General features: G+C 67.7%; 18 protein-coding genes. 11 read left to right on the top strand and 7 right to left on the bottom strand.

Features of this window, described 5'->3' with window-relative positions; genetic code table 11:
- Positions 1 to 268: 268 nt before the first annotated feature.
- The 6 genes from TSO5_RS13510 (at position 269) to TSO5_RS13485 (ending at position 6,608) form a co-directional block, all read left to right on the top strand.
- Entirely contained in the window at positions 269 to 1,312 is a 1,044-nt protein-coding gene (locus TSO5_RS13510) for a PstS family phosphate ABC transporter substrate-binding protein (RefSeq protein WP_109152078.1), read from the top strand.
- Positions 1,313 to 1,370: 58 nt separating this feature from the next.
- On the top strand, positions 1,371 to 2,753 hold the full coding sequence (gene pstC, locus TSO5_RS13505; RefSeq protein ID WP_109152077.1) for a phosphate ABC transporter permease subunit PstC: 1,383 nt from the start codon (positions 1,371 to 1,373) through the stop codon (positions 2,751 to 2,753).
- Positions 2,746 to 4,059: a phosphate ABC transporter permease PstA gene (gene pstA / locus TSO5_RS13500; RefSeq protein ID WP_109152076.1), complete on the top strand. Its 1,314-nt coding sequence runs from the start codon at positions 2,746 to 2,748 to the stop codon at positions 4,057 to 4,059. The genes pstC and pstA overlap by 8 nt, the downstream gene beginning before the upstream one ends.
- Before the next feature lie 7 nt (positions 4,060 to 4,066).
- Positions 4,067 to 4,909, top strand: a complete 843-nt coding sequence (gene pstB, locus TSO5_RS13495; RefSeq protein ID WP_109152075.1) for a phosphate ABC transporter ATP-binding protein PstB — start codon at positions 4,067 to 4,069, stop codon at positions 4,907 to 4,909.
- A 101-nt stretch (positions 4,910 to 5,010) separates the two neighbouring features.
- Positions 5,011 to 5,715: a phosphate regulon transcriptional regulator PhoB gene (phoB, locus tag TSO5_RS13490; protein WP_083896944.1), complete on the top strand. Its 705-nt coding sequence runs from the start codon at positions 5,011 to 5,013 to the stop codon at positions 5,713 to 5,715.
- Positions 5,716 to 5,879: 164 nt separating this feature from the next.
- Positions 5,880 to 6,608 (top strand): SAM-dependent chlorinase/fluorinase, encoded by a 729-nt coding sequence (locus TSO5_RS13485; RefSeq protein ID WP_109152074.1) that lies wholly within the window; start codon positions 5,880 to 5,882, stop codon positions 6,606 to 6,608.
- A gap of 83 nt (positions 6,609 to 6,691) precedes the next feature.
- Here TSO5_RS13485 and TSO5_RS13480 read toward each other — a convergent pair whose 3' ends face one another.
- The 3 genes from TSO5_RS13480 to TSO5_RS13470 all read right to left on the bottom strand — a co-directional run bounded on the left by TSO5_RS13480 (position 6,692) and on the right by TSO5_RS13470 (position 11,047).
- The gene (locus TSO5_RS13480) at positions 6,692 to 7,417 is read right to left on the bottom strand and encodes a Bax inhibitor-1/YccA family protein (RefSeq protein WP_109152073.1); all 726 of its coding nucleotides are present in this window, start codon (positions 7,415 to 7,417) and stop codon (positions 6,692 to 6,694) included.
- Between the two features lie 146 nt (positions 7,418 to 7,563).
- Positions 7,564 to 10,089, bottom strand: a complete 2,526-nt coding sequence (locus TSO5_RS13475; protein ID WP_109152072.1) for an FtsX-like permease family protein — start codon at positions 10,087 to 10,089, stop codon at positions 7,564 to 7,566.
- A 184-nt stretch (positions 10,090 to 10,273) separates the two neighbouring features.
- Positions 10,274 to 11,047 carry an ABC transporter ATP-binding protein gene (locus TSO5_RS13470; RefSeq protein WP_109152071.1) on the bottom strand — a complete coding sequence of 258 codons (774 nt, stop codon included), beginning with the start codon at positions 11,045 to 11,047 and terminating at the stop codon, positions 10,274 to 10,276.
- Positions 11,048 to 11,159: 112 nt separating this feature from the next.
- Between TSO5_RS13470 and TSO5_RS13465 the strand changes: the two genes are divergently transcribed.
- From TSO5_RS13465 to thpR, 4 genes are all read left to right on the top strand, one after another.
- Positions 11,160 to 11,780: an arylesterase gene (locus tag TSO5_RS13465; protein WP_109152070.1), complete on the top strand. Its 621-nt coding sequence runs from the start codon at positions 11,160 to 11,162 to the stop codon at positions 11,778 to 11,780.
- Positions 11,781 to 11,783: 3 nt separating this feature from the next.
- Entirely contained in the window at positions 11,784 to 12,935 is a 1,152-nt protein-coding gene (locus tag TSO5_RS13460; protein WP_109152069.1) for an FIST N-terminal domain-containing protein, read from the top strand.
- Positions 12,936 to 12,964: 29 nt separating this feature from the next.
- On the top strand, positions 12,965 to 14,020 hold the full coding sequence (locus tag TSO5_RS13455) for an NADP(H)-dependent aldo-keto reductase (protein ID WP_109152068.1): 1,056 nt from the start codon (positions 12,965 to 12,967) through the stop codon (positions 14,018 to 14,020).
- A gap of 158 nt (positions 14,021 to 14,178) precedes the next feature.
- Positions 14,179 to 14,724 (top strand): RNA 2',3'-cyclic phosphodiesterase, encoded by a 546-nt coding sequence (gene thpR, locus TSO5_RS13450; protein WP_109152067.1) that lies wholly within the window; start codon positions 14,179 to 14,181, stop codon positions 14,722 to 14,724.
- On the opposite strand, the gene TSO5_RS13445 is transcribed toward thpR, so the two are convergent.
- The 3 genes from TSO5_RS13445 to dnaK all read right to left on the bottom strand — a co-directional run bounded on the left by TSO5_RS13445 (position 14,721) and on the right by dnaK (position 19,345).
- Complete coding sequence (locus TSO5_RS13445; protein ID WP_109152066.1) at positions 14,721 to 15,911, bottom strand: GGDEF domain-containing protein; 1,191 nt, start codon at positions 15,909 to 15,911, stop codon at positions 14,721 to 14,723. The two genes, thpR and TSO5_RS13445, sit on opposite strands and share 4 nt — an antisense overlap.
- 215 nt (positions 15,912 to 16,126) lie before the next feature.
- Positions 16,127 to 17,278, bottom strand: coding sequence for a molecular chaperone DnaJ (gene dnaJ / locus TSO5_RS13440; protein WP_109074961.1), 1,152 nt, complete (start codon positions 17,276 to 17,278; stop codon positions 16,127 to 16,129).
- A gap of 150 nt (positions 17,279 to 17,428) precedes the next feature.
- Complete coding sequence (gene dnaK, locus TSO5_RS13435) at positions 17,429 to 19,345, bottom strand: molecular chaperone DnaK (RefSeq protein WP_109152065.1); 1,917 nt, start codon at positions 19,343 to 19,345, stop codon at positions 17,429 to 17,431.
- A gap of 636 nt (positions 19,346 to 19,981) precedes the next feature.
- On the opposite strand from dnaK, the gene TSO5_RS13430 reads away from it, so the two are divergent.
- The gene (locus TSO5_RS13430) at positions 19,982 to 20,185 is read left to right on the top strand and encodes a hypothetical protein (protein WP_109074963.1); all 204 of its coding nucleotides are present in this window, start codon (positions 19,982 to 19,984) and stop codon (positions 20,183 to 20,185) included.
- A gap of 49 nt (positions 20,186 to 20,234) precedes the next feature.
- Here TSO5_RS13430 and TSO5_RS13425 read toward each other — a convergent pair whose 3' ends face one another.
- A complete protein-coding gene (locus TSO5_RS13425) occupies positions 20,235 to 20,765 on the bottom strand; it encodes a hypothetical protein (protein WP_109152064.1) in 531 nt (176 codons plus the stop codon).
- Positions 20,766 to 20,862: the final 97 nt, after the last annotated feature.

The raw sequence follows: 20,862 nt of genomic DNA, 5'->3' as shown, positions 1-20,862 counted from the left end.
AGGCGGTTTCTCCCTCTCCCCCCCGGGGAGAGGGCCGGGGTGAGGGGGAAGCACTGCGTGTGTTCTCCAAAGCTCCCGCCGCGCTCCCCCCTCACCCTAACTCTCTCCCCGGGGGGGAGAGGGGATTCGGTGGGGAGTGAGAGAAACCCATCATTCTGTGACGCCGTCATGAAAGTGTCATAAAAACGCAATCATTCGGTCGCCCTCCCGGTCTATGGTCCGCGCCATTCCGATGGACCAGTCTCCGTTTCCTCAAGGAGGGGCACCCGTGACCACCCGGACGCATGTCTTCGCCGCGACTGCCCTGGCCTTGGCGCTCGGCCTTGCCGCCGCCCCCGCATCGGCGCAATCACGCGACCAGATCCGCGCGGTGGGCTCCTCCACCGTTTTCCCCTTCACCACCGCGGTGGCGGAGGCCTTCGGCAAGACCGGCAAGTTCAAGACCCCGGTGATCGAATCGACCGGCACCGGTGGCGGGCTGAAGCTGTTCTGCGCCGGCGTCGGCCCGGCCCATCCCGACATCGCCAACGCGTCGCGCCGGATCAAGAAGTCGGAAGTCGACCAGTGCGCCGCCAACGGCGTCACCACGATCACCGAACTGAAGATCGGCTATGACGGCATCGCCCTGGCCTCGTCCAGGAAGGCCGCTCCGGTGTCGCTGTCGACCGTCGTGCTGTGGAAGGCGCTGGCGAAGGAAGTGCCGGTGAACGGCGCGCTGGTCGCCAATCCTTACAAGCTGTGGTCCGACATCGACCCGTCTCTCCCCAAGGCGGCGATCGAGGTGCTGGGTCCGCCGCCCACCTCCGGTACGCGCGACACCTTCAACGAGCTGGCGATGCTGGAAGGCTGCAAGAAGGTGGCCGAGGTCGCCAAGGCGGTCCCCGACGAAAAGGCCCGTGAGCGCGCCTGCATGACCATCCGCGAGGACGGCGCCTATGTCGAGGCCGGCGAAAACGACAACCTGATCGTCCAGAAGCTGACCGCCAACCCCAACGCCTTCGGCGTCTTCGGCTACAGCTATCTCGACCAGAACCGTGACACGCTGCAGGCGGCGAAGATGGACGGGGTCGACCTGACGGCGGAGACGGTGGCCGCCGGAAAGTACGAGCTGGCGCGCCCGCTCTACATCTATGTCAAGAATGCCCATGCCGGCGTCATTCCGGGCATCCGCGAGTTCATCGGCGAATACACCTCGGAACGCGCGTTGGGCGACGACGGCTATCTGGTCGACAAGGGCCTGATCCCGGAGCCGAAGGCGTTGCGCGAGGCCGCCCGCATCGAGGCGGTCAACCTGACTCCGCTCCAGTTCTGACCAGCCCTTCTCCGCCTGCCTCTTTTCCGCCTGCCCCTCTTCCGCCGAAGCGACCCGCATGCAGCTGACCCTCCTCGCCCTGATCCTGGCCCTGCTCACCGTGATCGGCTTCCTGATCGGCCGGTCGCGCGCGGCATCGTCGGTCGGCGGGCGGGTGGCGGAGCTGCATTCGGTCCCCTCCTACCATGGCGTCTATGTCGCGCTGTGGGCCGGTCTGCCGGCGCTGCTGCTGTTCGTCGCCTGGACGGCGTCGGAAGGCTGGCTGGCGATGCAGCTGGTGCTGTCATCATTGCCTGACCGGCTGACCACCGGCGACGGCCAGTCGGTCGCCCTGCTGAAGGCCGACATCCTCAATCTCGCCCACGGCATCGCCACCGGGCGCGAGGCTGATCCGCTGGTGACGGAGGCGGCCCGCCGCTACTCCGCCCTCCGCGACCTCGCCGACTGGAGCCTGCTGGCCGTCGGCGCCAGCCTCGCCGTCGCCGGGCTGGCCTGGGGCCGCCACCGCATCGGCCCGGACCTGCGCGCCCGCCCGGCGGTGGAGCGGGTGGTGCGGGTGGCGCTGGTCGTCTGCTCGCTGGTCGCCATCCTGACCACGGTCGGCATCGTCCTGTCGCTGCTGTTCGAGGCGCTGCGCTTCTTCACCGTCGTCTCGCCGTTGGACTTCCTGTTCGGCACCCATTGGAGCCCGCAGATGGCGATGCGGGCCGATCAGGTCGGGTCCAGCGGCTCCTTCGGCGCGATCCCGCTGTTCGCCGGCACGCTTCTCATCACCGTGATCGCGATGCTGGTGGCGGTGCCGGTCGGGCTGATGGCGGCGATCTACATGTCGGAATATGCCGGACGCGGCGTCCGCACCTGGCTGAAGCCGGCGCTGGAAATCCTGGCCGGCATCCCGACGGTGGTCTACGGCTTCTTCGCCGCGCTGACCATGGCGCCCTTCGTGCGTTCGGTCGGCGAGGCGCTGGGGCTGGACGTCAGTTCCGAATCTGCGCTGGCGGCCGGCATCGTCATGGGGGTGATGATCATCCCCTTTGTCAGCTCCCTGTCGGACGACGTCATCAACGCGGTGCCGCAGAGCTTGCGCGACGGCTCCTACGGCCTCGGCGCCACCAAGTCGGAGACGATCAAGCAGGTGGTCCTGCCGGCGGCGCTGCCGGGCATCGTCGCCGCGGTGATGCTGGCGGTCAGCCGCGCCATCGGCGAGACGATGATCGTCACCATGGCGTCGGGCCTGACCGCCAACATGACCGCCAACCCGTTGCAGGCGGTGACCACCGTCACCACCCAAATCGCCACGCTGCTGGTCGGCGACCAGGAGTTCGACAGCCCGAAGACGCTGTCGGCCTTCGGCCTCGGCCTCGTGCTGTTCCTCGTCACGCTCTGCCTCAACATGGTCGCCTTGCGGGTGGTCCGGACCTATCGGGAAAAATATGACTGACCTCGTCGAGCAGGACGTGGCGGCCGTGACGCCTTCCCCTGCACCCTCCTCCGTGCCGAAGTCGCGCCTGCGCAGCGAGGCCTTCGCCCGCCGGCTGCGCGCCCGCCATGCCGCGGAGCGCCGCTTCCGGCTGGCTGGCGCCGCCGCGGTGGCGCTGGCGGCGCTGATCCTGATGCTGCTGCTGGGCTCCATCGTCGCCAAGGGCGCCAGTGCCTTCCTGGAGGCGCGCATCCGGCTGGAGGTGACGCTCGACCCGGCGGAGGTCGCCGACCGCAATTACACCGCCCTGCTGCGCCGCTCCCTCTACGCCCAGTTCCCGCAGGTGACCGACCGCGCCGGCCGCCGTGTGCTGAACGACCTGCTGTCGTCGGGCGCGCCGTACGAGCTGGAGGCGATGGTCGCCAAGGACCCGGCGCTGGTCGGGACGACCCGGACCGTCTGGGTCCGCGCCGACGACCAGATCGATCAGCTGGTGAAGGGCGGCTATCGACGCGACCTGCCGGAAAGCGAGCGCGGCCTCAGCGATGCCAAGGTCGCGGCGGCCGACGCGCTGCTGGCCTCCGGCGCGCTGGCGCAGGGCTTCAACACCACCCTGTTCACCGCCGGCGACAGCCGTGAGCCGGAACAGGCCGGCATCGGCGGCGCCATCGTCGGCTCGCTGCTGACCCTGCTGGTGACCATGGCGCTGTCGGTGCCGACCGGCATTGCCGCGGCGGTCTATCTGGAGGAATTCGCGCCGAAAAACCGCTGGACCGACCTGATCGAGGTGAACATCAACAACCTCGCCGCGGTGCCGTCGATCATCTTCGGCCTGCTGGGTCTGGCCGTTTTCCTCGGCTTCTTCGGCATGCCCCGTTCCGCCCCGCTGGTCGGCGGGCTGGTGATGGCGCTGATGACGTTGCCGGTCATCATCATCGCGTCCCGCGTCGCCCTGAAGGCGGTGCCGCCGTCGATCCGCCAAGCGGCGCTGGGCATCGGCGCCTCGCCGCTGCAGACGGTGCTGCACCATGTGCTGCCGCTGGCGATGCCCGGCATCCTGACCGGCACAATCATCGGCATGGCCCGCGCGCTGGGCGAGACGGCGCCGCTGCTGATGATCGGCATGGTCGCCTTCATCGTCGACATCCCCCACGGGCTGACCGACAGCGCCACGGTGCTGCCGGTGCAGATCTACATGTGGGCCGACAGCCCCGAGCGTGCCTTCACCGAGCGCACCTCCGCGGCGATCCTGATCCTGCTCGGCGTCCTGATCCTGCTGAATGGGGCGGCCGTGATCCTGCGCAAGATTTTCGAGAGACGGTGGTGAGCGCCCCATGAGCATTCCAGGCAGCATCCCGAGCCCGCTGAAGCTGCGGTCCCGTGGCGACCGGCAACCGGACCGGGCCTCCACTGCCGCCCTGCCCAACAAGATGACAACCCATGGGGTGAAGGTGTTCTACGGCGCCAAGCAGGCGCTGCGGGGCATCGATCTCGACATCCAGGAAAACCGGGTGCTGGCGCTGATCGGCCCGTCCGGCTGTGGCAAGTCGACCTTCCTGCGCTGCCTGAACCGGATGAACGACACCATCGAGGGCTGCCGGGTCGAAGGGCGGATCGCGCTGGACGGCGAGGACGTCTATGGCAAGGCGGTCGATGCGGTGCAGCTGCGCGCCCGCGTCGGCATGGTGTTCCAGAAGCCGAACCCCTTCCCAAAGTCGATCTACGACAACGTCTCCTACGGCCCGCGCATCCACGGCCTCGCATCGGGACGGGACGAGCTGGACGAGGTGGTGCAGACCTCGCTGAAACGCGCCGGTCTGTGGGCGGAGGTGAAGGACCGCCTGCGCGAGCCCGGCACCAGCCTGTCCGGCGGCCAGCAGCAGCGGCTGTGCATCGCCCGCGCCATCGCCGTCAGCCCCGAGGTGATCCTGATGGACGAGCCCTGCTCGGCGCTCGACCCCATTGCGACCGCTCATATCGAGGAGCTGATCGACGAGCTGCGGGCCAACTATACCATCGTCATCGTCACCCACAACATGCAGCAGGCCGCCCGCGTGTCCCAGCGCACCGCCTTCTTCCATCTGGGCGAGATGGTGGAGTGCGACGACACCGAGGAAATCTTCACCAACCCGCGCGACGAGCGCACCCAGGGCTACATCACCGGCCGCTACGGCTGAGTCCTGCGCCACTGTGCCCTACTCCTGTCCCCTTCCTCCTTTGTTGAAAAGGCTGTCCCATGCCGGTTAACGTCGAGACGCGCGCTGTCAACGGAGCCACCATGAATGCGGCCCTGAAGCCGCTCGTTCTGATCGTCGAGGACGAGGCCGACATCCTGACGCTGCTGAAGTACAACCTGGAAAAGGAAGGCTTCCGCGTCGCCACCGCCAGCGACGGCGAGGAGGCCCTGCTGGCCGCCGGCGAACAGACGCCGCACATCGTGCTGCTCGACTGGATGCTGCCGCTGATGAGCGGGCTGGAGGTCTGCCGCCAGCTGCGCCGCAATGCCAAGACCCGCGACATCCCGATCATCATGCTGACCGCCCGCGGCGAGGAGGGCGACCGGGTGCGCGGCCTTAATTCCGGCGCCGACGACTACATCACCAAGCCCTTCTCCCCGACCGAGCTGGTGGCCCGCATGCGCGCCGTGCTGCGCCGCGCCTCCCCCGGCATGACCGACGAGGTGCTGACCTTCGCCGACGTGACGATGGATCTGGCCGCCCACCGCGTACGCCGCAACGGCCGGGACGTACATCTCGGGCCCACCGAATTCCGCCTGTTGCGCCACTTCATGCAGCATCCCGGCCGCGTCTTCTCGCGCGAACAGCTCCTCGATCTGGTGTGGGGCCACGACGTGTACGTCGAGCCGCGTACGGTGGACGTACACATCCGCCGCCTGCGCAAGGCGATGAACGAAGAGGACGAACTGGACCTGATCCGCACCGTACGGTCGGCGGGGTATGCGCTGGATACGAAGTCGGTGTGAGGGGTTGGCTTCGATTGCCCCCTCCCCATCCCTCCCCCGCTTCGCGGGAGAGGGGGTTGGACGCTTGTCGGCATGAGTTATCTGCGAAGCGGCGGCAGTCCCCTCTCCCGCGATAGCGGGGGAGGGTCAGGGAGGGGGCAAAGCCGTAGAGGGGACAACACAGTATGATCCTGCTCTTCACCGACTTCGGCCTCTCCGGCCCCTACACCGGCCAGATGAAGGCGGTGTTGGCGCAACAGGCGCCCACCGTCCCGGTCATCGACCTGTTCGCCGACGCCCCCGCCTTCGACCCGCAGCTGTCCGCCTATCTGCTGGCTGCCTACGCCCCGGCCTTTCCCGCCGGCAGCGTCTTCCTCTGCGTCGTCGATCCTGGCGTCGGCACCGACCGCCGGCCGGTGATGGTCGAGGCAGATGGGCGTTGGTTCGTCGGTCCCGACAACGGCCTGTTCGCCCTGATCGCCCGCCGCGCAACGTCGCTAAACGCCTGGACCATCGACTGGATTCCGGACCGGCTGTCCGCCAGCTTCCACGGACGCGACCTGTTCGCACCTGTCGCCGCCAGCCTCGCCACCGGTCGCCCGGTCGACCGCAGCCCGCTCGCCCCCGCCGCCATCGACCGTCCCGACTGGCCGGACGAGCTGCCGCGCATCGTCTATGTCGATGTCTACGGCAACGCCATGACCGGCATGCGCGCCACCACTTTGCCCGCCGACGCGGTGTTGACCGTGGCAGGCAGTCGCATCGCTCGCGCCCGCACCTTCGGAGCCGTCGGACCGGGGCAGCCGCTGTGGTACGAGAACTCAAACGGACTGGCGGAAATCGCCGTCAACCGCGGGCGAGCCGACCGGGTGCTGGGGCTGGCGGTCGGCGACCCGGTGACGGTGGAGACCTGACCAAAAGAAAACCGCCCGGAAGCGGGGTGCTTCCGGGCGGCTGCTGCTTGATCCGATGCTTGTCCGATCAGGCGTCTTTAGGATCAGTCGTTGTTGCGCTGGCCCAGGAACTGCAGCAGGAACTGGAACAGGTTGATGAAGTCCAGGTACAGCGTCAGGGCGCCCATCAGGGCCAGCTTGCCGGTGCTCTCGTGATCGTAGCCCTCGGCGTAGCTTTCCTTGATCGCCTGCGTGTCATAGGCGGTCAGGCCGGTGAAGATCAGCACGCCGATGGCGGAGATCGCGAAATGCAGGGCCGGCGACTGGAAGAAGATGTTCGCCAGACCGGCGATCACCAGACCGATGACGCCCATGATCAGGAACGAGCCCATCTTCGACAGGTCGGCCTTCGTGGTGTAGCCGTACAGGCTCATCGCCAGGAAGGTGGCGGCGGTGACGAAGAAGGTCAGCGCGATCGACGCCCCGGTGAAGACCAGGAAGATGGCCGACATCGACAGGCCCATGGCACCGCAATAGGCCCAGAAGATCAACTGGGCGGATGCGAAGGACAGGCGCTGGATGCCGAAGGACAGCACCATGACGAAAGCCAGCGGGGCCAGCATCACCACCCACTTCAGCGGCGTGCCGAAGATGGCCTGGAGCATGGCCGGGCTGGACGACACGAGCGCGGCGACCAGACCCGTCAGGATCAGGCCGGCACCCATGTAGTTGTACACGCGCAGCATGTGCTGCCGCAGGCCTTCGTCGAAGTATCCCCGATCTGTCGCGCGGCCCACGGTCGCGAAGCGGTTATAGGTCGGGTCTGCCATGGTTTGGTTTCCTCGGTGGAATAGGGTGATCCCGTCGCAGGACATATTGGCGAGTCCGTCAGGCGGTTCAATAGGAATCGGCAGCGCTTTTTCCAGATGAAAAAGCTTTCACGATTCGTTTTTCCTGCGGCTTCATGACTCAGGCGTCACTCGTTCCGAAGCAATGGCGCCGAAGGCTGGCCCAGAGCGCGCCAAGTACCATAGAACCCGAAAGCAAGCGTGATCGCCGTGCTCAGCAAAGCGGTGGTGATGACCGCCGACGGCAGGAAGCTCCATTCCCAATGCATCAGGAACTTCAGCACCGCCCAGGCGGTCAGCGTGCCGATGATGCCGGCGATCACGGCGGTCAGCAGGCCGAGCAGCCCATATTCCAGCAGAAAGGCGCGCAGCACGTCGCCGCGCGTGGCCCCCAGCACCTTCAGCACCACCGCATCATAGACCCGGCGGCGGTGCCCGGCGGCAACCGCACCGGCCAGGACCAGCGTGCCGGCGGCCAGCGTGATGCCGGCGACGATGCGCACCGCGGTGCCGATATGGCCCAGCATCTCCGACACCGTGTCCAGCGCGTCCTTGACCCGCACCATGGTGATGTTGGGAAAGCGCTGCAGCACGGCGCGCTGCACCTGCGTCTCGGCGTCGGGCGTGGCGCGGACGGTGGCGACCCAGGTCTGCGGCGCGCCTTCCAACGTGCCGGGGGCGAAGACCATGGTGAAGTTGATCGCCATGCTGCTGAAATCGGCGGAGCGCACGTTGGCGACCTTGGCCTCGATGCTGCGGCCCAGGATGTTGATGGTCAGGGTGGCGCCGGGACCGATGCCGAAGGCCTCGGCGACGCTCTGATGGATGGAGATCAGCGGCGGTCCGGCATAATCCTGCGGCCACCAACTGCCGGCGGTGACGGTGGAATGCTTCGGGATCGTCGCGGAATAGGTGATGCCGCGGTCGCCGGCCAGGATCCATGCCTGCTCCGGATTGACCAGCGCCTTTTCCGCCTCCTGCCCGTTCACCCGCTCGATCCGGCCGCGCAGGCTCGGTACCGCCTCGAAGGAACTGGTGCCGGGGACGGCGGTCACGAGGTCGCGCAAGGGGTCGAACTGGTCGCGCTGGATGTCGACGAAGAAGAAGGCGGGGGCATCCTGCGGGATGGTCTCCGACACCCGGCGGGAGAAGTTGCCCTGGATCAGCGCGATGGCGACCAGCACCGTCAGGCCGAGCCCCAGCGACAGCACCACCGCCGCCGTCGGGTTCCCCGGCCGATGCAGGTTGGCGAGCGCCAGCCGCAGCCCCGGCCGCCGGACGCGCCCCACCCGCTTCGCCCCCCAGGTGACCAGCGCCGCTGCGGCGCGGAAGGCCAGGAAGGTGGCGATGGATCCGCCGACGAACCACAGGGCGAACAGCTTGTTGTGCGCCGTCAGCACTGCCAGCCCGGCGAGCGCCAGGGCCGACAGGATCATCGCGACGGTATAGGGCATGCGCGGCTGCCCGCCGGCCGGGGCGATGACGTCGCGGAACAGGGCGCCCGCCGGCACCTCGCGCGCCCGGCCCAGCGGCCACAGCGAGAAGGTCAGCGCCGTCAGCACGCCATAGAGCGCGGCGAGCGCCAAAGCTCCGGGATAAACGCCGATATGGGCCGACACCGGCAGCACGCCGTCGAGCAGCCGGCCCAGCGCCAGCGGCGCCACCGCGCCCAGCGCCAGCCCGATGAGGATGCCCAGCAGCGCGAGCGCCAGGATCTGCGCCAGATAGAGCTCGAAGACCAGCGCCCCCGGCGCGCCGATGCACTTCATCATGGCGATGGTGCGGGCGCGGGAGTCCAGATGGCTGCGCACCGCATTGCCGACCCCGACGCCGCCGACCAGCAGCGCTGTCAGCCCGACCAGCGTCAGGAACAGCGTCATGCGGTCGATGAAACGCTCGATCTGCGGCGAGGCGTTGGTGTAGTCGCGCATCCGCCAGGGCGCGTCGGGAAAGCGGGTGCGCAACCCCTCCTGCCACGCCTTCAGGTCGGTTTGCGGCGGCAGCGCCACCTTGGCGCTCCACCATGTAAGGCTGCCCGGTTGCAGCAACCCGGTAGCCTGCAGCGACGGCAGCGCCACCAGCACCCTCGGGCCCAGTGAAAAGGCGTTGGAGGAGGCGCGGTCCGGCTCGCGGTCCAGCACGGCGGCGACGCGGTAGGCGCCTTCGCCGATGCGGATGGTGTCGCCGGGCTTGACCCCCAGCCGATCGACCAGACTGGCCTCGACCACCGCGCCCCAGCGGCCATCCTTCTGCGCCAGCGCGTCGCGCAGGTCGCCGCCGCCCTCCAGCGTGACGGTGCCGTAGAGCGGATAGAGGTCGTCGACCGCCTTCAACTCGACCAGGGAGGAGCGCGTTTCATCGCCCGCCCGCGCCATCGCCCGCATCTCGGCGGAGGTCGACACCCGGCCATCGGCTTTCAGGGCGGCCATCTGCTCGTCGGTCGGCGGGGTGTAGAGTTGCCGCAACGCGACGTCACCGCCCAGGATCGACCGCCCGTCGCTCGCCAGCCCGTCGAGCAGACCGCTCGACACCGACTGCACCGAGGCGATGGCCGCCACGCCCAGGGCGAGGCAGGCGAGGAAGACCCAGAAGCCCTTCAGGCCGGTGCGCAGCTCCCGCCGGGCAAGGCGAAGCGCGAGGCTGAGGTTGGTCATGCGCGCCTCGCCGGTGTGTGACAGGTGGCGGCGGATACCCCCTCCCTAACCCTCCCCCGCTTCGCGGGAGAGGGGACTGCCGCCGTTATGCAAATCCCACCTCTACCGCGAAGCGGGGGAGGGAGGGACCCGCGGCGAAGCCGTGGGAAGGAGGGGGCACCCGGCGCTTGTATCAGCATCCCCCTCACTCCCCCGCCGCCTGCAGCTTCGCGCGACGCGCCGCCTGCCCATCGTCGGCGATCCGCCCGTCGGCCAGCCGCACCGTGCGGTCGCAGCGTGCGGCGAGGGTCTGGTCGTGGGTGATCAGCACCAGCGTCGTGCCGCGCCGCTCGGCGAGATCGAACAGAAGCTTCACGATGGTGGCGCCGGTGTCGATGTCGAGGTTGCCGGTCGGCTCGTCGGCCAGCAGCAGCGACGGCTCGGTGACGAAGGCGCGGGCCAATGCGGTGCGCTGCTGCTCGCCGCCGGACAGCTGGCCGGGATAATGGTGGATGCGGTGCCCCAATCCCACCTGCTCCAGCCCGATGCGGGCGCGGTCGAAGGCGTCGGCGACCCCGGCGAATTCCAGAGGGATGGCGACATTCTCCAGCGCCGTCATCGTCGGCACCAGATGGAAGGCTTGGAAGACGATGCCGACATGCTGCCGGCGGAACCGCGCCAAGCCATCCTCGTCCAGGCGCCCGAGATCCTGTCCGGCGACGCGGACGGTGCCGCCGCTGGGGCGTTCCAGACCGGCCATCACCATCATCATGGTCGACTTGCCGGAACCGCTGGGACCGACGACGCCGACCCGCTCCCCGGCCGCCACCTGAAGATTCACGCCGCGCAGGATGTTGACGGGTCCGGCACCGCTGTCCAATTTCAGGTGGACGTCGTCGAGTTCAACGATGGACTCAGCATCGTTGGAAGACCGGGCGATGGATTTTGACGACGTTGCAGGGGACTGAGCCTTGGACATGCGACTCTCGCACAAGCGGAACGGACCATCGCCATATGGCACGACCCGCCGGGCTTTCAACACGGGCGCCTTCGCTGCGGCGCTGGCCTTCGTCTTTGCCGCAGGGGTACCGATGACCGTTCCGAACCGCGCCGACGCCGCGCAGCCGGTGAAGCTGCTGGCGCTGGGCGACAGCCTGACTGCGGGCTATGGGTTGCCGGAACAGCAGGGCTTCACTCGCCAACTGGAAAAGGCGCTGGCCGCCAAGGGCTACAGCGTCACCGTCATCAATGCCGGCGTGTCGGGCGACACCACCGCCGGCGGCCGGGCGCGGCTGGACTGGGCGCTGGCCGACAAGCCGGACGCCGCCATCGTCGAGCTGGGCGCCAACGACATGCTGCGCGGGCTCGACCCCGATCAGGCCAAGGCGAACCTCGACGCCATCCTGAAGGCGCTGGCGGAGCGCAAAATCCCGACCCTGCTGGCCGGCATGCTCGCCTCGCCCAGCCTGGGCAAGCCCTATACCGACAAGTTCAACGCCATCTACCCGGATCTGGCGAAAGCCTACGACCTGCCGCTTTATCCCTTCTTCCTCGACGGGGTGGCGCTGGACCGGTCGCTGATCCAGCCGGACGGGATGCATCCCAATGCCCAGGGTGTGGCGGTGATCGTGGAGCGCATCCTGCCCTCCGTCACCGCGCTGCTCGACGGCCTCCCCAATATCGGCAAGACTACCGTCAAAACCGGAGGCTGACCCATGACCGTGACCCTGGACAGCGACACCTGCTTTCACGCCGCCTGCGCCGCCGGGGCGGAATGGGGACCGACGGTCAAGGCCTGTCTCGACCGGCTGGGTCCGGTCGCCGGCTGCAACCTGGGTTTCCTCTACCTGACCGACGGTCTGGCGGAACATGCGACCAGCATTGTCACCCTGCTGCGCGGAGTCACCGGCATCCGCCATTGGGTCGGCACCGCTGGCATCGGCGTGATGGCCAACGGCGAGGCCCTGTTCGACGAGCCGGGGATGGCGATCATGGCCGCCCGCCTGCCGGAGGACAGCTTCCGCCTGTTCCCCACCCTGACCGATGGGCTGGAGCCGCTGCGCGGCAGTGCCGGCGGCTGGCTGGACAAACATGGCGCGGCGCTGGCGCTGGTCCATGTCGATCCCCACCATGCCGACATGGCCGGGCTGGTATCCCGCTTGTCGGAGGAGGCCGGCGTCTTCCTGGTCGGCGGCCTGACCGCCTCGCGCGGGGAGTTCCCGCAGATTGCTGCCGGGGCCGAGGATGCCGATCCGGTCACCGAGGGCGGCGTGTCGGGTGTGCTCTTCGCGCCAAATCTGCCGGTCGCCACCGCCCTCACCCAGGGCTGCCGCCCGATCGGGCCGACGCGCACCGTCACCGCCAGCGATGACAACGTGATCCTGGAGATCGACAACCGCCCGGCACTGGACGTCTTCAAGGAAGACATCGGACCGGAGCTTGCCGCCGACCTGCGGCAGGTCGCCGGGGTGATCTGCGCCGGGCTGCCCATCGCCGGGTCCGACACCCAGGACTATCTGGTCCGCGACCTGATCGCCATCGACCCGCGCGCTGGCTGGATCTCCATCGCCGAGCGGGTGACGACCGGCCAGCCGGTGATGTTCACCCGCCGCGATCCGGAAACCGCTGCCGCCGACATGCGCCGGATGCTGGACAGCCTCAAGAAACGGGTGAAGGCGACGCCGAAGGGAGCGGTGTATGTCAGTTGCATCGCCCGCGGTCCCGGCCTGTTCGGCACCGCCGACGCCGAGTTGTCGATGATCCGCGACACCTTCGGCGACATTCCGCTGACCGGCTTCTTCGCCTCGGGCGAGGTGTCGCACAACCGGCTCTATGGCTACACCGGCGTGCTGACGCTTTTCCTCTAAAAGATCATTTCAAATAAGGAACGTTCCGGATGCAGTATCGTCCGCTCGGCCGCACCGGCCTGTCGGTCAGCGCCATCGGCCTGGGCACCATGACCTGGGGCCGCCAGAACACCGAGGCCGAAGGCCACGCCCAGATGGACGCCGCTCTCGACCGCGGCATCAACTTCTGGGACACGGCGGAGATGTACGCCATCCCGCCCACCGCCGACACCTATGGCAAGACGGAGGCGGTGATCGGCAGCTGGTTCCAGTCGCGCGGCAAGCGCGACAAGGTGATCCTCGCCAGCAAGATCATCGGTGCGCCGGCTGGCGGCTTCGGCTGGGTACGCGAGGGCAAGTCGCGGCTCGACCGCGCCAACCTCTTCGCCGCGGTGGAGGCCAGCCTGTCGCGGCTGAAGACCGACTACATCGACCTCTACCAGATCCATTGGCCCGACCGCGTCACCAACCGCTTCGGTGTCCGCACCTACCGCCACAAGCCGGAGCAGGACGGCGCGCCGATCGAGGAGACGCTGGCGGCGCTGGCCGAACTGGTCCAGGCCGGCAAGATCCGCCATGTCGGCCTGTCGAACGAGAGCCCCTGGGGCGTGATGCGCTGGCTGCGCGCCGCCGAGGTGGCGGGGGAGATGGCTGGGCTGCCGCGCGTCGCCTCGATCCAGAACGCCTACAACCTGTTGAACCGGACCTTCGAGAACGGCCTGTCGGAGGTGGCGCTTCGCGAGGATGTCGGGCTGCTCGCCTATTCGCCGTTGGGCGCCGGCACGCTGACCGGGAAATATCTGAACGGCGCCATCCCGCCGGGCAGCCGCCGCGCGCTCGACCACCGGCCGTCGCGCTATGCCACCGTCAACGCCGACGCCGCGACGGAGGCCTATCTGGACATCGCCCGCCGCCACGGTCTGGCGCCCAACCAGATGGCCATCGCCTTCACGTTGCAGCAACCCTTCGTCACCTCGTCGCTGATCGGGGCAACGACGATGGAAACGCTGGTCTCCAACATCGACTCCATCGACGTGACCCTGTCGCCGGAGGTGATGGCGGAGATCGACGCCGTGCACAACCGCATGCCGGATCCGTGTCCGTAAGCTGTTGGTAAGGTATTGGCGGCGGTTGCCCCCTCCCTAACCCTCCCCCGCTTCGCGGGAGAGGGAACTGCCGCCGTTTCGCATAAGGCACCCTCTCCCGCAAAGCGGGGGAGGGTCGGGAAGGGGGCGAGCCGTAGCAGCAAACCCGGAGGTGCCCCATGCTCCGCCTGTTCGTCGCCCTCGACCTGACGGAGGAGGTCCGCCAGAGGTTGGCCGGGCTGGCCGGCGGCGTGCCCGGCGCGCGCTGGACCGAGCCGGAGGCTATGCACCTGACCCTGCGCTTCATCGGCGAGGTGCCGGAGGATCAGGCTATGGACATCGATGCCGCGCTGGCGGAACTGCGGGCGCCGGCCTTCGCACTCACGTTCGACGGCGTCGGCATGTACGGCAGCGCCCGCCGGGCGCGGGTGCTGTGGGCGGGGGTGGAGCGCAACGAGGCGCTGGCCCATCTGCAGGCCAAGATCGAATCCGCCCTGGTTCGCTGCGGCCTGCCGGCGGAGGAGCGGAAATTCTCCCCCCACATCACGCTCGCCCGGCTGAAGGACGCGCCGGCCGACCGCATCGGACGCTTCCTGTCCGACCGCGGCCTGTTCCGCGCCGGCCCGATGCCGGTCGATCACGTCACGCTCTACCGCAGCCATCTTGGCAACGGCGGGGCGGTGTATGAGGCGTTGCGGGAGTATCCGCTGGAGAGCGGTGCCTAGGCGACGATGCCGTCCCAGGGCTGGGCCTCGGCGTCCGGTCCTTTGTCGCCGCCGGTCCCCACCACCCGATTCTTACCGTCCTGTTTGGCGCGGTACATGCGCTGGTCGGCCAATTCCACCAACGATTCCCAGTCGGTGGGGCGGTCGGCCGTCTGTTCGGCGATGCCGATGCTGGCGGTCTGCAGGCTGCCGTCCGGCCGCTTGCCGAAACCGGCCCGGCGCATCCGCTCCACCGCGATCATCGCGCCCTCCACCGGCGTGTCCGGCATGACGACCAGGAACTCCTCCCCGCCCCAGCGCACCAGCGCGTCGGACTGGCGCAGCAGGCTGCGGATGGTGTTGGCGGCATGGCGCAGGACGCGGTCGCCCTCCTCATGGCCATAGCGGTCGTTGACCGCCTTGAAATCGTCCAGGTCGACGAAGATGGCCGACAGTGGCTGCGCCGCCCGTTCGGCATGGGCGACCTGGAGTTTCAGCAATTCCTCGCCGATGCGGCGGGAGAAGGCGCCGGTCAGGGCGTCGTGCGCCGCCTGCTCCAGCAGCGCGATCATGAAATGCAGCTGGCTGATCGCCGCCAGCGTCGCCACCACCGCGATCAGCGCCAGCAGCCACAGCGCGCTGATGTAGGATGGAAACGGCATCACCAGCGAGCCGTAGAAGCCGGCGGCCAGATGGGCGCCCAGCATCGGGGCGGCGAACAGCGCGCCCTCCACCGCGGTCAGCGGAAAGACGCTGAGCCCCGCCACCATCACGAAGGGCAGATAGCCATAGCCGGCACTGACGGCGATGCGCAGGTCGTCGACACCCTGGTTGTAGAGCAGCGGGTGCGAGATGGCGAAGAACAGCGTCGGGATCGCCAGCAGGGCGGCCAGCCGCCACCAGGCGCAGGTCATATCCTCGCACGACCGGCGGTCGAAGGCGAGCGCCAGGAAGGCGGCACTGGCGCTGAGGCGCAGCACGATCAGCCAGACGGCCAGCTTCCATTCGAAGACGGTGACGTCGATGGCAATCCACAGCGGGGTCAGGACGCCGAAGATCAGCGCCACCATGCGCACGCGCGACTGGATCATCGCGGCGCGCCGCCGCTGCAGGATCGGCGTGTGACCGGCCGGCCAGATCAGATCGGGCAGTTCGTCGCTGCGGACGAAGGCGCCGAAGAGGGCGGCAAGAAGCCTGTCAACCCGCATCAGACAGCCTGCCCCCGGCATCGGCCGGACATGTCGCCAATGGATTAGCCATGCTGGGTGATTACACGGGCATGACCTCCCCATCAACGGCTTTCGCGCCGAAATGGCGCATCAGCCGCTGGAAAACACGGAAAGATCCCGGCATGCGACAAAAAGTAACGGGCGGCGCGTCACCGACACGCCGCCCGTTGAATAAGCTCCGCTCCGATGAAGGATCAGTCCTTCAGGTCTTCCCAAAGCTCCTTCACCTTGGCGAAGAAGCCTTCCGACTGCGGGTTCGACCCTTCCTTGGCGGCGCCCTCGAACTCGCGCAGCAGTTCCTGCTGGCGCTTCGTCAGGTTCACCGGGGTCTCGACCACCGCCTGGATGTACATGTCGCCGCGCTGGGCACTGCGCAGAACCGACATGCCCTTGCCCTTGATGCGGAACTGGTGGCCGGACTGGGTGCCCGGCGGCACCGTCACCTTGGTGCGGCTGCCGTCGATGGTCGGCACCTCCACCGAACCGCCGAGCGCCGCCGTGGTCATCGGGATCGGCACCCGGCAGTGAATGTTGGCGCCGTCGCGCTGGAAGATCGGGTGCGGCGCCAGCGCCAGGAAGATATAGAGGTCGCCGGCAGGCGCCCCGCGCAGCCCCGCCTCGCCCTCTCCCGCCAGACGGATGCGGGTGCCGTCCTCGACACCGGCGGGGATGTTGACCTGCAGGGTCTTTTCCTTGCGCAGACGGCCGGAGCCGCCGCAGTTCTTGCAGGCGTCCTTGATGACCTTGCCGGCGCCGTGGCAGCCGGGGCAGGTCCGCTCGATGGTGAAGAAGCCCTGCTGCGCCCGCACCTTGCCGTGACCCTGGCAGGTCGGGCAAGTGATCGGCTGGGTGCCCGCCGCAGCACCGGAGCCGTTGCAGCTGTCGCACTGCACGGTGGTGGGGACACGGATGGTGGTCTGGGTGCCCTTGAAGGCCTCCTCCAGCCCGATCTCCAGATTGTAGCGCAGGTCCTGGCCGCGGCCGGACGCACCGCCGCCGCCGCGGCGCCCGCCCATGAACTCGCCGAACATCTCGTCGAAGATGTCGGCGAAGCCGCCACCGCCGCCGAAGTCGAAGTTGAAGCCGCCGGCCCCGGCACCGGCGCCCGGACCACGGCCACCCTCGAAGGCGGCGTGGCCGAACCGGTCATAGGCCGCGCGCTTCTGATCGTCCTTCAGGACGTCATACGCTTCGCTGATTTCCTTGAACTTCTGCTCGGCGTCCTTGTCACCCTGGTTGCGGTCCGGGTGGTACTGCATCGCCATCTTGCGATAAGCCTTTTTCAGCTCATCCGCGCTGGCGTTCTTCGCCACACCGAGCAGCTCGTAATAATCCTGTTTCGCCATGGGGGCCGACCGCCTTTGAGTCGTTCTGGTCCAAACTGTCCGCGTCGTGCCGGAACCTGAGCCCAGCATACCGAAGGCCCGCCGCCGGGAAAAGGCGGCGGGCCATCGATGCTCGCGTCAGGTCCGTATCAAAAAGAAGCTGGCCTAACCTCAGGCCGACTTCTTCTTGTCGTCCTGGACCTCTTCGAAGTCGGCGTCGACGACGCCCGGCTCGTTCGGCTGGGCGCCCGGCGCCTCGCCGCCCGCAGCCGGGGCCTCGCCCTGGCCGGCCTTGTACATCGCCTCGCCCAGCTTCATCGACACCTGGGCCAGCGCCTCGGTCTTCGCCTTGATGCCTTCCAGATCCTCGCTGTCCAGCACCGACTTCAGCTCGGTGACGGCTGCCTCCGCGGCGGACTTGTCGGAGGCCGGGATCTTGTCGCCGTTCTCCTTGATGGTCCGCTCGGTGGTGTGGATCAGGGCGTCGGCATGGTTGCGGGCGTCGACCAGCTCACGGCGCTTCTTGTCGGCGTCGGCGTGGGCCTCCGCGTCCTTCACCATCTTCTGGATGTCGGCGTCCGACAGGCCGCCCGAGGCCTGGATGCGGATCTGCTGCTCCTTGCCGGTCGCCTTGTCCTTCGCCGTGACGCTGACGATGCCGTTGGCGTCGATGTCGAAGGTCACCTCGATCTGCGGAACGCCGCGCGGGGCCGGCGGGATGCCGACCAGATCGAACTGGCCCAGCATCTTGTTGTCCTGCGCCATCTCGCGCTCGCCCTGGAAGACGCGGATGGTGACGGCGTTCTGGTTGTCCTCGGCGGTCGAGAAGGTCTGGCTCTTCTTCGTCGGAACCGTGGTGTTGCGGTCGATCAGACGGGTGAAGACGCCGCCCAGCGTCTCGATGCCCAGCGACAGCGGGGTGACGTCGAGCAGCAGGACGTCCTTGACCTCGCCCTTCAGCACGCCGCCCTGGATGGCGGCGCCGATGGCGACCACCTCGTCCGGGTTGACGCCGCGGTGCGGCTCACGGCCGAAGAACTGCTTCACCGCGTCGATGACCTTGGGCATGCGGGTCATGCCGCCGACCAGGATCACCTCGTCGATCTCGCTGGCCTTCAGGCCGGCGTCCTTCAGGGCCGCCTTGCAGGGCTCGATCGTGCGCTGCACCAGGTCGTCCACCAGGGCTTCCAGCTTGGCGCGGGTCAGCTTGATGTTCAGGTGCTTCGGACCGGTCTGGTCGGCGGTGATGAAGGGCAGGTTGACTTCGGTCTGCGTGGTGGACGACAGCTCGATCTTCGCCTTCTCCGCAGCTTCCTTCAGGCGCTGCAGCGCGAGCTTGTCCTTGCGCAGGTCGATGCCCTGCTCCTTGTTGAACTCGTCGGCCAGATACTCGATGACCCGGCTGTCGAAGTCCTCGCCGCCCAGGAAGGTGTCGCCGTTGGTCGACTTCACCTCGAAAACGCCGTCGCCGATCTCCAGCACGGAGATGTCGAAGGTGCCGCCGCCCAGGTCATAGACCGCGACGGTGCCGGTGCCCTTCTTCTCCATGCCGTAGGCGAGCGCGGCGGCGGTCGGCTCGTTGATGATGCGCAGCACGTCCAGGCCGGCGATCTTGCCGGCGTCCTTGGTGGCCTGGCGCTGGCTGTCGTTGAAGTAGGCCGGGACGGTGATGACCGCCTGCGTGACCTTTTCGCCCAGATAGTTCTCGGCGGTTTCCTTCATCTTGGTGAGGATGAAGGCGCTGATCTGGCTGGGGCTGTACTTCTTGCCGTGCGCCTCGACCCAGGCGTCGCCGTTGTCGCCGGAGATGATGCGGTAGGGAACCAGGCCCTGGTCCTTCTTCGTCAGCGGATCGTCGAAGCGGCGGCCGATCAGACGCTTGATGGCGAAGAGGGTGTTTTCCGGATTGGTGACCGCCTGGCGCTTGGCGGGCTGGCCGATCAGCCGCTCGCCGCCCTGGCTGAAGGCGACCATGGACGGCGTCGTCCGCGCGCCCTCGGCGTTCTCGATCACCTTGGCGCTGCCGCCTTCCATAACGGCGACGCACGAGTTCGTGGTGCCGAGGTCGATACCAATCACTTTGCTCATGTTCAGCCTCTTTCGTTCGGCAGATGCGTGGCGGCCCGTCTGGTCCGGCACCGCCGCGATCCCCATAGGGTCGGTGAAACGTCGGTGGAGCGCGTGGGGGTCTGGTCCCCGGGGGAGCGATGCTTGAGAGCGACGCCTCCGGGTCCGGCCCGTGCTGGCGGAGATATAGGCGGAGCCGTTTCGGGCTGCAACAGGGTGGCGCGCCTTTCGACCCGCAAATGCGGCGAAAAAACGCTGCCGCGACATCCTCCGCCACGCCGCCGCCGTCCCGCTGCTCTTCGCAATAGAATACCAGCGTATTCAAGCAAGCGAAGACGAGTATCCCGATAATCACCCTCTCTGATTCAAATCGTCACAGATGTTACAAGTGATTAATGCTTCGATTGTGAACCAGTCAATGCAGTTAACCTTTCATTAACAAGCAATGGCGTGCAGAGCCTCTTCCAATCAATTCGCGGTTGCTGCGATTATTCATGTCCTGGAGAATCTAATAGTGAAAATCCGAAAGGAATATGCTATCTCCTTTGTGTCATAAGGGACGACCGCAAGGGATTGGGCCAGCGACTCCCCTGTCGCCGCCACCAGAGCATGCGGTTCTATGCAACGCTGGTCATACAGGTGTGAAAGGGAAGCGCGATGATGGACGAACGACGCGATGTGGCCCTGGCCATCAAGTCCTGCCTGGACAGCCTGATGAGCGACGCGACGCGTTGCGACCTTGATGACCTGGCGCGCTTCATCAGCCTCGCCGCTCTCGCCGCGGAAGAGGCGGCCGTCGCCCACGACCCCCAGGCCGTCCGTCTGAAGGCGCTGATGGTGACCGGGGCCGGCCACTGCTGACCGGCACCACCGGCCTTCCTTGACGTGCAGGGGCGGACGCCCTTCTGCTTTACAATATCTCAGCGTTGCGGATGGCGTCGTCGATCCGGCCCAGCATTTCGGCGCAGGACTCGTCGCCATCCATCAGGTCGGGAAGCGCGAAGCTGAACATCGCGACCGCGGCCACACTCCCCGCCGCATCCGGGCGTTCCGCGCCGACCAGCCACAGGTAATGGGTCTCGGCGCGACCTTCCTCTTCCGTCCGCATCATCGCCTGGGCGATCACGGCGCCATCGGCGCGGCTCTCCACGGTCCGGTCGCCTGCCCGCGGGTCTTGCGGTCGGACGAAGCGCAGCGCCATCTCCTGCAGGGTGGCTGCCGTTCCGCCGGACTCCGGCCGAGGCACCACCCGATCCGTCACCAGCCGCAGCACCCCGGCGGCCGGCGGCGGCGGCCGGAAGGTGCCCACCGGCTGTCCTTCATGTTCTTCCACATCGACCGCCCAACCGGCCGGCAGCCGGAACCGAACCGTATCGGACCAGCCGATGTCGGACCCCTGCACATCCCCTGGCCCGTTCCCCGAATATGTCTCGTCGGCCATTGCCCGCTCCCGAAAATCGCCACTCTGAAAAATCTCGCGGGCCTCGCAACGGCACGCCGGGACCGGCACCATAGGCGGCGCCCGTCTTCCCGCCAAT

The organism is Azospirillum sp. TSO5 (assembly GCF_003116065.1).
GTDB lineage: Bacteria > Pseudomonadota > Alphaproteobacteria > Azospirillales > Azospirillaceae > Azospirillum.
This window is presented reverse-complemented; position numbering and strand designations above follow the sequence as displayed.

Excerpts from the sequence above, each read along its gene's own strand:
- pstC (WP_109152077.1), top strand. The coding sequence starts at position 1,371 with ATGCAGCTGACCCTCCTCGCCCTGATCCTGGCCCTGCTCACCGTGATC.
- pstA (WP_109152076.1), top strand. The coding sequence starts at position 2,746 with ATGACTGACCTCGTCGAGCAGGACGTGGCGGCCGTGACGCCTTCCCCT.
- pstB (WP_109152075.1), top strand. The coding sequence starts at position 4,067 with ATGAGCATTCCAGGCAGCATCCCGAGCCCGCTGAAGCTGCGGTCCCGT.
- phoB (WP_083896944.1), top strand. The coding sequence starts at position 5,011 with ATGAATGCGGCCCTGAAGCCGCTCGTTCTGATCGTCGAGGACGAGGCC.
- TSO5_RS13485 (WP_109152074.1), top strand. The coding sequence starts at position 5,880 with ATGATCCTGCTCTTCACCGACTTCGGCCTCTCCGGCCCCTACACCGGC.
- TSO5_RS13480 (WP_109152073.1), bottom strand. The coding sequence starts at position 7,417 with ATGGCAGACCCGACCTATAACCGCTTCGCGACCGTGGGCCGCGCGACA.
- TSO5_RS13475 (WP_109152072.1), bottom strand. The coding sequence starts at position 10,089 with ATGACCAACCTCAGCCTCGCGCTTCGCCTTGCCCGGCGGGAGCTGCGC.
- TSO5_RS13470 (WP_109152071.1), bottom strand. The coding sequence starts at position 11,047 with ATGTCCAAGGCTCAGTCCCCTGCAACGTCGTCAAAATCCATCGCCCGG.
- TSO5_RS13465 (WP_109152070.1), top strand. The coding sequence starts at position 11,160 with ATGACCGTTCCGAACCGCGCCGACGCCGCGCAGCCGGTGAAGCTGCTG.
- TSO5_RS13460 (WP_109152069.1), top strand. The coding sequence starts at position 11,784 with ATGACCGTGACCCTGGACAGCGACACCTGCTTTCACGCCGCCTGCGCC.
- TSO5_RS13455 (WP_109152068.1), top strand. The coding sequence starts at position 12,965 with ATGCAGTATCGTCCGCTCGGCCGCACCGGCCTGTCGGTCAGCGCCATC.
- thpR (WP_109152067.1), top strand. The coding sequence starts at position 14,179 with ATGCTCCGCCTGTTCGTCGCCCTCGACCTGACGGAGGAGGTCCGCCAG.
- TSO5_RS13445 (WP_109152066.1), bottom strand. The coding sequence starts at position 15,911 with ATGCGGGTTGACAGGCTTCTTGCCGCCCTCTTCGGCGCCTTCGTCCGC.
- dnaJ (WP_109074961.1), bottom strand. The coding sequence starts at position 17,278 with ATGGCGAAACAGGATTATTACGAGCTGCTCGGTGTGGCGAAGAACGCC.
- dnaK (WP_109152065.1), bottom strand. The coding sequence starts at position 19,345 with ATGAGCAAAGTGATTGGTATCGACCTCGGCACCACGAACTCGTGCGTC.
- TSO5_RS13430 (WP_109074963.1), top strand. The coding sequence starts at position 19,982 with ATGATGGACGAACGACGCGATGTGGCCCTGGCCATCAAGTCCTGCCTG.
- TSO5_RS13425 (WP_109152064.1), bottom strand. The coding sequence starts at position 20,765 with ATGGCCGACGAGACATATTCGGGGAACGGGCCAGGGGATGTGCAGGGG.